Here is a 14,020-nt window from a genome sequence, read left to right on the forward strand (position 1 = left end):
TTTAGGATTATTTTTATCATTATAATCGTTTGTTAATTGCACTTTTTCAGTTACAAAACAAATATTATCTGAAGAACAGAATTTTAAATCAACATATTTATCTCTAATTGCATTAGTTACAAATTTATCAAAATCTCAACTAAATTTAAATTGAGATGCTTGTTTATTATTAGGATCATATTCAGTTATAGTTGTATCATCTAATTTAAATTCAAAAGCTGGATTAAAGATAATTGATTTAGGAGGAACAACTAAAGTTCTATCAACACTATTAGCATTTTCTTTAACTAAATAATTTTGATCGTTATTTTGACTATCAAGATTTTCTAATTTAATATTTGTATTAGCTCTTACAGGTTTTGTTATAAATTTTAAATCAAATTTATAAGATAATCCTTCTTCAATTACATTTTTAATAGTATCAACACTATTTAATCAATTTGTATCTTGAACTTCAACATTTAAATCAAATTCTGCAATAGCACTATTATTATCATTATTATCTAATGATAATGTAGTATCTTTTTCAAAACTATAAATTCTATTTTCACTAGATATAGTTAATGTTAATCTAACTTGTTGATCATTTTCTAAAATTTCATCAGGTGATGTAATTTTGAATTTTAATTTTACGCTATCTTCAGAAGCAGTTTTCTCTTCAACAACTATAGTTGTAACTTGTGGAGCAGTTTCAAAATCATTAACTTTATGTTTAGCATTATCACTAGATTTATTACTATTACAAATTAAATAATTTTGATTATTTAATTGATAATAAAACTTAAAGTCACTATATTTTCTATTAGATACTAAATCATTGAAGATGATTGTAGTTGAATGCTCATTACTATTATTTGTTGTAATGTTAGCTATTTGGGAAGTTAATAGTTCGTTTGCAGCTCTTGAGTGAGAAGCTGTATTTTGTTTAATTGTTCCAAGTAATTGAATTTGATCTTTAATGGCTATTAAATGCTAAATAAAAAGTGATTTCAAGGTACTAAAAACTCCCTAAAAAAGGCATTTTTCAATAAAATTAAAAATTATATAAACAACTTTTTGATGTTATAAAAATATCAAAACAAAAAATAAAAAAAATAAAAAGAATTTTATGTTTACAAAAACAACTTTGTTATGAAGTTATTTTTTTATCATTTTCATTTTTTTTGCCATGAATAAAGCATAAAATTCACTTTTTTTTGTATAATTTCAAAATGTTAAGAATTATATCAGGGACTTTAAAAAATAGAATAATAAAAAAAGTAGATTTTTCAATTACTAGACCAACTAGCGATCGAATTAAAGAAGCTATTTTTTCTTCAATTCAATTTGATATTCCTGATTCAAAAGTTCTTGATCTTTTTTCAGGTTCAGGCTCAGTAGCTTTCGAATTTATTTCAAGAGGTTCACAATTGGTTGATGCTGTTGAAATTAATAATAAAGTTTTTAAACACTTACAAAAAAATAAAGATGATTTTAAAGTTAATAATTTAAATATTTATAATTTAAATGCATTAAATTTTTTATCGCAAAATAAAAATTATCAATATGATTTTATTTTTTTAGATCCCCCTTATAAAGAAAAAGAATTACTTTTTAACTCAATAAAATTAATTTTAAAAAATAATTTATTAAAAAAAAGTGGAAAACTAATTATTGAAAGTGATTTTGAAATTTTATTAAATAATTTTGAAGAACTTGTTTTAATCAAACAAAAAAAATATACAAAAACTAAAATTTCTTTTTTAAAACATATTTAAGGATGGAGCGAATGAAAAAACAAAATAATAAAATTATAATTTTAGTTGGCCCTTCAGGTGTAGGTAAAGGTTCGATTGAAAAAATATTATTCACTTTTAAAGAATTAAAATTAAAATTAGCTTGTTCTGCCACAACAAGAGAACCTAGAAATGGTGAAAAAGATGGTTTTCATTATTATTTTATTTCAAAAGATGAATTTGAACAAAAAATTAAAAATAATGAATTTATTGAGTGGAATTTACACTTCGACAATTATTATGGTTCTCTTTTTAGCGAAATAGAAAAAATAAAAAATGAAGGATTTAACCCAATTTTAGAAATTGAAACATTTGGCGCACTTAAAATTTTCGATTTTTTTCAAAAATTAAACAGAAAAAGTGAATTAATTCCCATTTTTATTAAACCACCTTCAATTAAAGAGTTGAAAAAAAGAATAAATGAAAGAGGTACAGAAGATAAAGTTCAAATTGAAAAAAGAGTTCAAAAAGCTAAAGATGAATTAAAACAAAGAAAATATTTCCCATATATTATCAAAAATGATGATTTATATAAAGCAGCGGAAGAAATCAAAAATATAATTTTAGGAGAATTAAATGAAGTTTAAAGCTTATTCTGAAAAAGGTGAAAGAAACGAAAATCAAGACAAAAGTGAAATATTCGAAACAGAAAATAATATTTTAATGATTTTATGCGATGGAATGGGTGGACATTTTGGTGGTCAAAAAGCATCTGATATTGCAATAAATGAATTTAAAAAAACTTTTTTTGACAATATTATTCCACCAGCTGATGAAAACGAAGTAAAAAAATGGTTTACTAATAATATTTCTAATGTTACTAGTGCAATGATAGAATTTGCAAAAAAACATCCTAATTATCATGATATGGGGACCACATTAGTATCAATTTTAATTTATAAAAAAGAGAAAAAAGCTTACATTGCAAATGTAGGTGATTCAAGAGCTTATTGTGTAGATGATACACTCATTCAATTAACTACTGATCAAAATTATTTAAATCATTTAATTAAAAAAGAAAATTATGATTTTGAAACAGCTTCCAAAATTAAAGGCGCTCATTATTTAATGTCTTCTTTAGGTCCTGATAAAAAATTAGAATTAGAATTTTTAACAATTGATAATATTGATGATTATAAATATTTTTTATTAACTTCTGATGGAATTCATGATTTTATAAACTATAATGAGTTTGAAGCGCTTTTAATTTCTAGCGGTTTTAGTCTTAAAAAACAATGCGAAAAAATTGTTGAAAAAGCACTAAAAAGCAATTCTAATGATAATTTAACAATAGCACTTTTAAGGTTGTAAAATGTTAATTAATAAAGCAGTTAAATTAAATGAAAAATACCAAATTATAACTTTAATAGCTAAAGGTGGAATGGCGAATATTTATTATGCCATTAGAAAAAGCGATAATCTATCTTGCGCTATTAAAGTTATAAAATTAAATTCTCCAGATAAAAAAAATTTAATTAAAAGATTTTTAGAAGAAATAAGAATTCATTCTAAAATTAAATCTACTTATGTGGCTGAAATTTACGAAACTTTTTCAGATAGCGAAAATGATGAATATTGAATTGCAATGGAATATGTTGAAGGCGTAACATTAAAAAATAAAATTGATGAAGCAGGAAGTTTGCCGCAAGAAGAAGTTGTTGAATATGCAAAACAAATTGCATTAGGTCTTAAATCTATTCATGATCATAATATTAGTCATCGCGATATTAAAGATACTAATATTATGATTACTAATTTAAATGAAATAAAAATAGTTGATTTAGGAATAGCGATCGACGATCGAACTAAAAGAATAACAGCAGAACAAAAAGTAGTTGGAAGTCCACATTATGTGCCAGGTGAAATTTCAATTTATAAAAAAGAGAAATCAGCAATTAAAATTGATATTTATTCATTAGGAATAAGCATTTATCAAATGCTACTTGGACGTGTACCTTTTGAAGGGGCAAATTTTATTGAAATTCTTGATAAACATAGAAATAATCCTGTTCCAAGAATAAAGAGTTTAAAACCTACCACTTCTAATGGATTAATCAATGTTATATTAAAAGCATTAGCTAAAAATCCTAAAGACCGTTACAACAATATGAAAGAATTCTATAATGATCTAAACACTTGTTTAGAACCAAGTCGTTGAAATGAAGAAGAAATTTCATTTAAAGAAAAAAAGACAAAAAGCTTAAAAAATATTTTTAGCTCTAAAAAATGATTGATCTTTTTAATTGTTTCTTTTTTTATTTTCATCTTACTGATTGCAATCATAATTTATTTATTGATAAATGTAGGTAATTAATGAAAGGTCAAATTATCCGTGTTTTAGCTGGTTTTTATGATGTTGTAGATGAAAATAATAAAGAATATAGATTAAGAGGAAGTGGAAAATTAAGACAAAATGGTCTCTCTCCTGTTGTGGGTGATTATGTTGAATTTTCTAGTGAAGGTTTTGTAAATTTTGTTTATGAAAGAAAAAATTTTTTTATAAGACCAAAAATAGCTAACATTGATCAAGCAGTAATTGTAATGTCAATAGAGCAACCTACATTTTCAAGTTTGCTTTTAGATAAATTTTTATTAGTAGCTGAAGCAAAAAAAATTAAACCAATTATTTTAATTACTAAAATTGATTTAAATAATAAATATAAAGAAATTTTAATTGATTATTTAAAAATGAATTATGAAATTTATTTTTTAGATAATAAAAATAAAGATTTTAATATCTTAAAAAAATTAAAAGCAATTTTTAAAAATAAACTTAGTGTTTTTATGGGTCAAACAGGTGTTGGTAAAACAACAATAATTAATCTATTATCAAATCAAGATTATGAAACTAACGAAATATCTTTTGCTTTAAATAGAGGTAAACATACAACAAGATTGGTGCAAATAATTAACTGAAATGAAGGAAAAATTGTTGATACACCAGGATTTTCGCTTTTTGATATTAATTTAGATAAAAATGAAATAGCTAAAGGATTTGCAATTTTTCAAGATAAATATGTTAAATGTAAATTTCGTACATGTTTACACTACAAAGAAAATTTAAATGATTGTATGGTGAAACAAACAACAAAACAAAACATCATTCCCGAACAAAGATATAAAAATTATTTAATTTTTTTAAAAAAAATTTTAGGAGAAATAGATGAAAAAAATTAGCCCATCATTATTAAGTGTAAAAAAAGATGAAAGAATAAAAATGGCTAACACACTAATTCAAAATAATATAGATTGAATCCATTATGATTATATGGATACAAAATTTGTTCCTAATTATGCAATTAGTGTTGAAGAAATCATTGATATAAAAAAAAATAGCCCAAGCCATACTATGGATATCCATATTATGGCTTTTAATCCTGAAGAAATAATTAAAAAAATTGTTAATGTAGTAGATTATGCAACTATTCACTATGAAGCATTTGAAAATGAAAAAGAAATTTTTAATTTAATTGATAAATATAAACCCAAAGTTAAAATAGGTCTATCAATTAAACCTGAAACAGAATTTGAAAAAATAATCCCTTTTTTAAATAAAATTGATCTACTTTTAATTATGTCAGTTAGCCCTGGGGCTGGCGGTCAAAGTTTTATAGTTGAATCATTAAAAAAAATTGAAAAAGCTAGAGATTATATTAAAAAAAATAATTTAAATATTATAATTCAGGTAGATGGTGGAATAAATGATAAAACTGCTAAAAAGTGTTTTATAGCTGGAGCTGATGTTTTAGTATCTGGTTCATATTTAACAATTGATTTTAGTGTTTTAAAATTAAATAAACTATTAGAATAAGGTGGTTTTATGTTGGAATTTGGAACAGCAGGAATGCGTGGTATTTTAGGTGATGGTATTGATAAATTGAATGAAAAGCATGTTTATCGTGTTGTAAATGGCTTTGCATTATATTTATTAAAAAAATTTCCTAATATAAAAAAAGAAGGTATTGTTTTAGCTAGGGATAATAGAAAAAAATCATGAATTTTCTTAAAATTGGCAGCTAACATTTTAACTAAAAAATATAAAATAAAAATTTATACAACTAAAGAAATTTTAGCTACTCCAGTTTTAAGTTTTGCCATAAAAAGATTAAAAGCTAAGGCAGGAATAAATTTTACAGCTTCTCATAATCCTAAAGAGTATAATGGGATTAAAATTTATAATCATTTAGGCGCGCAATGTTTACCTGATGAAGTAAATGATATTTTAAAATTTATTAAACCTTACCAAGCTATAAAACAAAAAATTACTAATAAAAAATTAAATTTCAATAAAAAAAATATTAATATAAATTTTATTGAAAATGAGTATATTAATAACTTAAAAAAACTTCAAATTAGTAATAATAGCTTTAAAAACAAAGCTAAATTTGTTTATTCTCCATTGCATGGTACTGGTTCTAAAATTATGAAAAATTTTTTTAAACAATCAGATGTTGAAGTACATTATGTAGAAAAAGAGATGAAAAATTCATCTAATTTTCATTATGCAAACAAACCAAATCCTGAAGAAATAAGTGCTTATAGCAATACTATTAAATTAATGTCAGAAAAAAGAATTAAATATGGAATTATTAGTGATCCTGATTCTGATAGAGTAGGTTTAGTCGAAAATCTAGGAGAAATTAATCATTATTTTACAGGTAATGAGCTTGCTACAATTATTTTCAATTACTTAATTGAAAATAAATATATTAATGAAAATAATGGACTCTTAATTTATTCATTTGTATCAAGTAATTTAAATCATATAATAGCTCAAGAAAATAAAATTAATGTTGAAATTACACCAACAGGCTTTAAATGAATGTCTCCTTTAATTGAAAAATATAAACAAACAAATAAAGAATTAAAACTTTTTGCTTTTGAAGAGAGTTATGGTTCTTTAATTGATTATAATTTATCATATGATAAAGATGCTTTTCAATCAATTAGAATTTTGATTGAAATATTACAAAACGAAAAAGAAAATTTTTCATTTTTTAATCAACTTCAACAAATTTATCAAAAATACGGTTATGTAAAAAGCAAAATTAATTCAATTATTTTTGATACTCAAAATAAAAAATTATTATATAGTTATTTTGAAAAATTTCTTAAAATTAATTTTGAATTAGAAGTTAAAGAAATAATTGATTATAGAAATGGATATAAAGATATAAAACCTGAAAATATGATTCAAATTCATTTTATAAATAAATCCTGAATTAGTTTAAGACCATCAGGAACTGAAAACAAAATTAAAGTTTATTTATTTTCGATTGATAAAAATGAGCAAAAAGCTGAAGAGAATTTAAAAATTTTGGATAAAAAAATTAAACAACTTTTTAATTAAAATTAACTTTAATAATTTAAATTAACATAGGTGTAAGTAATTGTGAAAAAATAACAAAGAAAAAGAAATTCTTGATTTTTTAAAAAATAACAAAAATTATACAGAGTTAAAAAAAGTAGAAGATTATGAAACGGAATTTAAGTTTGATATTCCTGAAGATATAAATGAATTTAAAGCTGAGATTTCTACTTTTTTAAATAGTAATGGCGGGAAAATTTTTTTAGGTGTTGAAGATAAAAGTCAAAGAATCTATTATGATTGAATAGATTTGCACAAAAAAAGTTGAAATGATACTATTACTAACTTAATCGATAATGCCTTCACTCCTAATGTGAGGCATTTAATTAAATGTTATCCTAATATTTATCCTTTTACTATTGAAATTTCCGAAGGTGATTCAAAGCCTTATTCTTTTCGTCAAAATAGTAAAAACAATAATGAAATTGCTTATTTAAGGGTTGGTTCATCAAAAAGAAAATGCACAACTTTGGATCTTTTGAAAATGAATAAATCAACTAAAAGTTATGAATTTGAAAATTGAAAATCAGAAAATCAAAATCTCACTTTTGAATATTTGAAAATAAAATTAATGACAAAAAATTTAAATTTTGATTTAAATTTTTTGTCATTTTTGATCAATAATAATTTTTTCAATAATGCAGCTTTATTATTTAGCGATCAAAATCCTTGAATTAGTAAATTGTTAGTGTTAGAAAAATCAAATATAAATCAATTTTATGATAAAAAAGAATTTAAAGGTTCAATCATTGAACAAATAGATTCACTTTTAAAAAAAATTGATTTATTTAACCCTAAAAAAATTATTTTTAATGGTTCAGGTCAAAGAACAGAAATTCAAAGCTTTCCTAAAGAGGCGATAAGAGAAACTTTATTAAATGCTTTTTGTCATAGAGATTGAACATTAGATGAAGAAATAAAAATAGAAATTTTTGAAGATAAAATTAATTTTTTTTCTCCTGGAGGTTTAATTAATGGTTTGACTTTAGAAAAAATTAAATATGGAATGAATTCTAAAAGAAATAAAACTATAGTTAGAATTTTAGATAAATTAAATTATATTGAAAATTATGGTACAGGAGTTAGAAAAATATTTTTTTCTTATGAAGATAATGAGAAAAAACCGATTTTTTTTATTTCAAGCACGGGAATTATCGTAACTTTATTTAATAAAAATTTTAATTATTTAAATAACAATAGTTTTGAAACTAATTTTTATTCTAATAAAACAAATTTTGTTATAAATGAAACCAATAATATCAAAAATAAATTAAATGATACCGATTTTATTCCTAATGATACCGATTCTGCTGTAAATGATACCAATAATGATACCGATAATATCAAAAATCAATTAAATGATACCGATAATTTTGATAAAAATGTTTTATATAAATTAAATAATAAAATTTTTTATATTTTAAATGAAAGGCAAAAAGATATATTATTATTAATTTATAAAGACCCTAAAATAAGCATAAAAAAAATGATGGAAAAATTAAATATTTCAATAATTACAATTAAAAGAGAAATAAAAATTTTAAAAGATTTTAATATTATTAAATATATAGGCACTAAAAATGGTTATTGAAAAATAAATTTTAACTAATTTTAAACTTTATTTAATGTAAAATTTTAAAATAAAAGTGCAAACACAAAAGTATTGCACTTAAAAGTTTATTTCAGGAATACAAGCCAAATTATAGCTTGTGTTTTTTAAATAAAAAAATCAAATAATTAATGTTTTTTATTTATTAAAATTTTAAATTATGTTTTTTAACTAATTTTAAAATTTTTTCAATCAATTCATCATGTTCTTGATCTGAAGAAATTTGCTTATCAGTTATTGTATATTTCTTAGAAAAAGGCATAAAACCGTAAAGATCTCATTTTTCAATTGCAAGAATTGGCTGATTATATTCTAATTTTATATGACTTCTTGGATGAATATCGAAATATTTAATATCGATCAATTTTTCATCATCATTTTTTTCGATAAACATAAATCTTTGTTTTTCCAATATTTTTGTTCGATAAAGAAAAATATTGTTATTTTTAAAAAAATTATTTAATTTCTCTGATGCGATTCCTTGATTATTTAAAATATCATTTTTATTTCAAAAATTAAAGATTTTACTTTTTTTAGAAAAATAATTATTTTTAATGAGGTTAAAAAGTATTTTTCCATTTTTTCCAAAAATTCTTTCAAATTCTTCAACCGTACTTATTATTTTTGAAATTTTAAGAAAAGAGTTAGTTCCTTTTTTTTCGTTAAATATTTTTTCATAAACTTCATCTTCGAACATATTATTTTTTCTTTCATCTTCTGATATTAATTCATTGTAAAGTAGATAAAAAACAAAATTATCTTCATCACTTTTATCAATTCAAGAATTTATTTTACTAATTTCAATTCTTCCTTCTTCATATAAATCTTTTGTATTTCTAAAAAATTTTTGATTATACAATCAAGAACAAGAGCTTAAACTAAAAATACTACAAAGTCCTAATAATGATAATAATTTGAGTAAAAGTTTTTTAATTTTTAACATAAGTAATCCCTAAAACATCATTTATTGAATTTTCAAAAATATTTGAATATTTTTTAACTCTTATTCTATATTTATCAGATTCATTAATATTATAATCAATCACTTCAACATTACTATTTACAACGGTTACTGATTTAACTGTTTCTCATAAATAGCCATTTCATTTTTCTAAATATAAATCAAAATCTGTAAAAAATTTATTATTTTGTCTTTTTTCAGTTTCACCTTTTTTTAATCATTCTTCATTATTATGTTCGAGATTTCATTTTATTTCCCCAGGAATTTTTCCTATTGTTTTAGAAACAAGTCCAATTGGATTTAAAAAATCTCATCAATTATAACTAAGAATAGGTCTGTTTTCTTTATCTCTTAAAATTCCACCATTATTCATTCAAGCAGAAGCGATTTTTATATTTTCGCCTCTAGTTAAATATAAATCATTACTTTCAAAAATATATTCATTTTCTTTTTCTCTTCCTACACTAATAATTTTTAAATTATCTGCAGCGATTTTCATTCTTTCATAATCAATTAAGCCTGATCCATAAGCTTTACTAAGGCCATTGGATTTTATTTCTAAATTTCTATCATTTGGCTTTAATTTGGAAGAAGCTGCTAAAATCGCTTTAATTGATGGTACTCTTTTTCAATCATAATTTAATGAACTTTTTTCTTTTAGTAAAACACTAATTGCTCCAGTTGCCATTGGTGCAGCATAGCTTGTTCCTCGATCTTTTTTTTCGATATTTATACGATTGTTATATTTAAAAGAACCCGGAGCCACTACTAATGGTTTTGGTAAGTCGCTAAATTTATCTTCTAAAGTTCTGTTAGAATAACTTGATATTCAATAATTATTTTTTGTACTATAATCACTAAGAGCACCTACAACAATTGAATTAAATGATAATGTTTTATTATCAATAAATTTATTATCATCTTCTTCTTTTTTATCATGACCGTTACCTGCTGCAAAAACATTTACTACTCCATATTTTCTAGCAATATAATCTAAAAAATATGCTTGTTCATTATATTCTTTGTCGTAATGTCCTCCTGCTCCATAACTATGATTTATAACTCTAACATTATTTTCAATTACCATTCATTCTATTTGCTTTTGTCATTTATAATTATCTCAAAATGCCGCAGAATAAACTATTGCATCAGTGTCAACCCCATCTCTTCCAGCGGCTATTCCAGCAACCATTCCAGCGTGAAAACTAGGAGGTAAATCACCATCTTTACTTATTTTAAAATCTTTAAATATTTTTTTGCTTATCGTTTCATCAATAATGCCTTGATAAAAGCTTTTTTTAGTTTTTTGATTTGAAACTCCGACTTCCAAAATTCCAATTTTGCTTTGTGGATATCAAGATTTAATATGTGATTTGTTAAAATTAATAATATTTAAATTATCTTTGTATATTTCGGTAGGATACTCATATCACAACTTTTCATAATAAGCATCAGATTTATCATTATTTAAAATATTACTTTCAACAACATGTGAATTGTATTCTAAATCGATAATTTGATAAAAATCTTCATCATTAAAAATTTCATTAATAAATTTTTGTTTTTCATCTTCATTATCAAAATATAATCAAATTATCGGTGAAAGTTCACTAATTTCAATATTTTTAATAAAATTAAATTTTTGAATTATTTTATCTTTAAATTTTGTGTTTTTTTCTTGAAAAAATTTAACATCATCTTCAATATTTTCTTTTACTTCTACAGGATAATTAAGAAGTAATTTAACTTGAAAAGTATTATTAATTTCTTGTACTATTGAAGAATACTTTTCACTTTGCGGCATTAAAATATTAGTTTTTCTTTTTACTATTTTATTATTGAGTAAATTATTTTTTTGAGTTGTTGAGCTTTTTAAATCTATATGATTAAAGCTTTGTTCTAATATATTCTTATAATCAAATTTAATTTGATTATCTTTTTTTGGAATTATTAAAGAAGTAGTTAGTATGCCACCTGTTATTAAAATAGGTGTTAAACCAATTAATGATTTTATTAGTTTTAATTTTTTTTCATTTTATTCTCCTTTTAATTTTTATATAATTAAATTATATTTTTTTTATCTGTATTTTTTCTTATAAATAAATAAAAAGCAAAAAAATGTGCTTTTTTTGTATAAAAAATGACCTTATTTAAATTTTGTCATTTTTTTAAATTTTAAATAAGATCATTTTTAAAGTAAAAATATTAAATACTTATAATGTTTTTTAAATATTTATTGAAACTTTAAGTTATGTTTTTTTACTAATTCTAAAATTTTTTCAATCAATTTATCATGTTCTTGATCTGATGAAATGTTTTACTCAACTATTTTAATATTTTTTAGAAAAAGACACAAAACCATAAACATCTCGTTTTTCATCTGTGGTAGATGCTTGGCTAAATTTTATATGACTTCTTGGCCAATTTGAAAAATATTTTATATCTATTATTTTTTCCCTATCGTTTTTTTCAATGAAAATAGGTACACGTTGCTCCGATTCCTTTGTTTTATAAAGGACAATATTATTAATTTTAAAAAAATTATTTAGTTCTTTTAATGTAATTTCTTGATTTTTTAAAATATCACTTTTATTTCAAAAATTAAAAATTTATTTTTTTTTGAAAAATAACCATATTCAACAAGGCTAAAAAGTATTTTTCCATTTTCCCCAAAAATTCTTTCAAATTCATCAACTGTACTTATTATTTTAGAAATTTTAGTAAGAGAGTTTCCATTTTTATCTTCATTAAATATTTTTTTATAAACTTCATTTTCGTGTAAAAAAAATTAGTGTTTTTTCTTTCATTTTCTAATATTAATTTATCATAGCCAACATAAAAAACAAAGTTATCATTATTACTTTTTCTAATTCATGAAGCTATTTTCTTTATTTCAATTTCACCTTCTTTAAATTGATCTTTTTCACTTTTAAAAGTTTGTTGTCTTTTTTAAAGTAAAGCACAAGAACTTAAACTAAAAACACTACAAATTCCTAAAGTCATTAATAATTTAAATAAAATTTTTTTAATTTTTAACATAGGTTACCGCCAAAACATCATTTACATTTTTTGTATAAGAAGAACTATATCTTTTAACTTTTATATATTTAAATTATATTTTTTTTATAAATAATAAAAAGTAAAAAGTGACCTTATTAAAATTTAGTTGTTTTTTTTAAACTTTAATTAAAGTCACTTTTAAATTAATTTTTTTTAGATATATATTACCAATTTATAATGTTGATTAATTCTTTAAAATTAATAGTATTTTTCAAAAAAAATAATAAATATGAAAATAAAATATTTTTTTAAAAATTAATTGTCGACTATTTTGAATTAATTTTTAAATATAATTATATTTTTCTCATGTTTTTAATATAAAATTTATTGGTTTACAATTTTCTAAAGCATTAAAACCGAATTCAGTTAATTTTTTTAAAAGATTTTGACTATATCCAGATAACATTATCACTTTTTCAGTATTTTTAACAACAGGAACAGTGTACTATAACCAGTATTTCAAAAAATGATTTTTGCCAAAATATAATTATGGTTTTTAATTTGAAGTTTAGCATTTCAAAAACTAAAATATTAGCGTTTGTAACAATGATATCAAGTTATAAATTAGAAATAATTAAAATATATTCTTGAATTTGAATTTGTTTTAATTTATTTAATAATGTAATATTTAAAATTAAATTAAAATACTTTCTGAATTTGTGATTGCAATGATTTTGGAGTTTGAAGTATATCTTGAGATAATTTTTCGCCTTTTAATTCGATAAATTTTGCTTTTGATGAAAAAATTAAAAATTTATTTTTAAATTTACCTGACAATAATAGTGCATATTGATAAGTTAGTGAAAGCAAAGTTGAAATAGGAATAAAATTAATGTCGCATATAGAGTCTGAAGTATCAGCGACAATTAGTGTATTAGATAATTAAATTTTAGGTAATTTATAAAATTAAACACCCAAAGTATCAGTTATATTTTGATCTTTAAAATTATTTTTAGAAACTACATCACCAAAAAAGATTATTTAAATTGACTTTTGCTTTATTTGATTTTAAATCTTCTAAAAATTTATAATATTTTTCTTTATAAAGTTCATTTTTAGAAAATAAAAATGCATATTTTTTCATTGTTTTTGAAGGAATTTTCGAAAAATCAATATTATTATTTTTATTAGTTAATTTCGTTTCTACTACATCTAATTAATCTTACTTTATTTTTAATAACTTTTTATATTCTTTTTCTTCAATTTGTAAAAGTTTAACTATTTTTTTTAAAAATTAATTTTTTTTT

12 protein-coding genes are annotated in these 14,020 nt (G+C 21.6%); 10 read left to right on the plus strand and 2 right to left on the minus strand.

Annotation, left to right across the window (positions count from 1 at the left end; translation table 4 throughout):
• The first annotated feature begins 616 nt into the window (after window positions 1-616).
• The 10 genes from T403_RS04435 (at window position 617) to T403_RS0102525 (ending at window position 8,752) form a co-directional block, all read left to right on the plus strand.
• Window positions 617-754, plus strand: coding sequence for a hypothetical protein (locus T403_RS04435; protein WP_156933548.1), 138 nt, complete (start codon window positions 617-619; stop codon window positions 752-754).
• Window positions 755-823: 69 nt separating this feature from the next.
• Window positions 824-976, plus strand: a complete 153-nt coding sequence (locus tag T403_RS04440) for a hypothetical protein (RefSeq protein ID WP_156933549.1) — start codon at window positions 824-826, stop codon at window positions 974-976.
• A 235-nt stretch (window positions 977-1,211) separates the two neighbouring features.
• Window positions 1,212-1,757, plus strand: coding sequence for a 16S rRNA (guanine(966)-N(2))-methyltransferase RsmD (rsmD, locus tag T403_RS0102490; RefSeq protein WP_033161252.1), 546 nt, complete (start codon window positions 1,212-1,214; stop codon window positions 1,755-1,757).
• 2 nt (window positions 1,758-1,759) lie between these two features.
• Complete coding sequence (gmk, locus tag T403_RS0102495; RefSeq protein WP_156933551.1) at window positions 1,760-2,362, plus strand: guanylate kinase; 603 nt, start codon at window positions 1,760-1,762, stop codon at window positions 2,360-2,362.
• Entirely contained in the window at window positions 2,352-3,086 is a 735-nt protein-coding gene (locus T403_RS0102500) for a PP2C family protein-serine/threonine phosphatase (protein ID WP_033161254.1), read from the plus strand. The genes gmk and T403_RS0102500 overlap by 11 nt, the downstream gene beginning before the upstream one ends.
• Before the next feature lies 1 nt (window position 3,087).
• Entirely contained in the window at window positions 3,088-4,089 is a 1,002-nt protein-coding gene (locus T403_RS0102505) for a serine/threonine-protein kinase (protein WP_033161255.1), read from the plus strand.
• Complete coding sequence (gene rsgA, locus T403_RS0102510) at window positions 4,089-4,952, plus strand: ribosome small subunit-dependent GTPase A (RefSeq protein ID WP_033161256.1); 864 nt, start codon at window positions 4,089-4,091, stop codon at window positions 4,950-4,952. The genes T403_RS0102505 and rsgA overlap by 1 nt, the downstream gene beginning before the upstream one ends.
• A complete protein-coding gene (locus tag T403_RS0102515; RefSeq protein ID WP_033161257.1) occupies window positions 4,939-5,586 on the plus strand; it encodes a ribulose-phosphate 3-epimerase in 648 nt (215 codons plus the stop codon). Before rsgA ends, T403_RS0102515 begins: the two co-directional genes overlap by 14 nt.
• A 9-nt stretch (window positions 5,587-5,595) precedes the next feature.
• A complete protein-coding gene (locus T403_RS0102520) occupies window positions 5,596-7,125 on the plus strand; it encodes a phosphohexomutase domain-containing protein (protein WP_033161258.1) in 1,530 nt (509 codons plus the stop codon).
• Window positions 7,126-7,165: 40 nt separating this feature from the next.
• Window positions 7,166-8,752: an ATP-binding protein gene (locus T403_RS0102525; protein ID WP_051619096.1), complete on the plus strand. Its 1,587-nt coding sequence runs from the start codon at window positions 7,166-7,168 to the stop codon at window positions 8,750-8,752.
• 145 nt (window positions 8,753-8,897) lie between these two features.
• Here the strand turns inward: T403_RS0102525 and T403_RS0102530 are convergent, their stop codons facing one another.
• Together T403_RS0102530 and T403_RS0102535 are read right to left on the minus strand one after the other, a co-directional pair.
• Window positions 8,898-9,695, minus strand: a complete 798-nt coding sequence (locus T403_RS0102530; RefSeq protein ID WP_033161259.1) for a hypothetical protein — start codon at window positions 9,693-9,695, stop codon at window positions 8,898-8,900.
• Window positions 9,682-11,517, minus strand: a complete 1,836-nt coding sequence (locus T403_RS0102535; protein WP_033161260.1) for a S8 family serine peptidase — start codon at window positions 11,515-11,517, stop codon at window positions 9,682-9,684. The genes T403_RS0102530 and T403_RS0102535 overlap by 14 nt, the downstream gene beginning before the upstream one ends.
• Window positions 11,518-14,020 lie beyond the last annotated feature (2,503 nt).

It is taken from the genome of Mycoplasma collis ATCC 35278, from assembly GCF_000701825.1.
Taxonomy (GTDB): Bacteria; Bacillota_I; Bacilli_A; order Mycoplasmatales; family Metamycoplasmataceae; genus Mesomycoplasma_A; species Mesomycoplasma_A collis.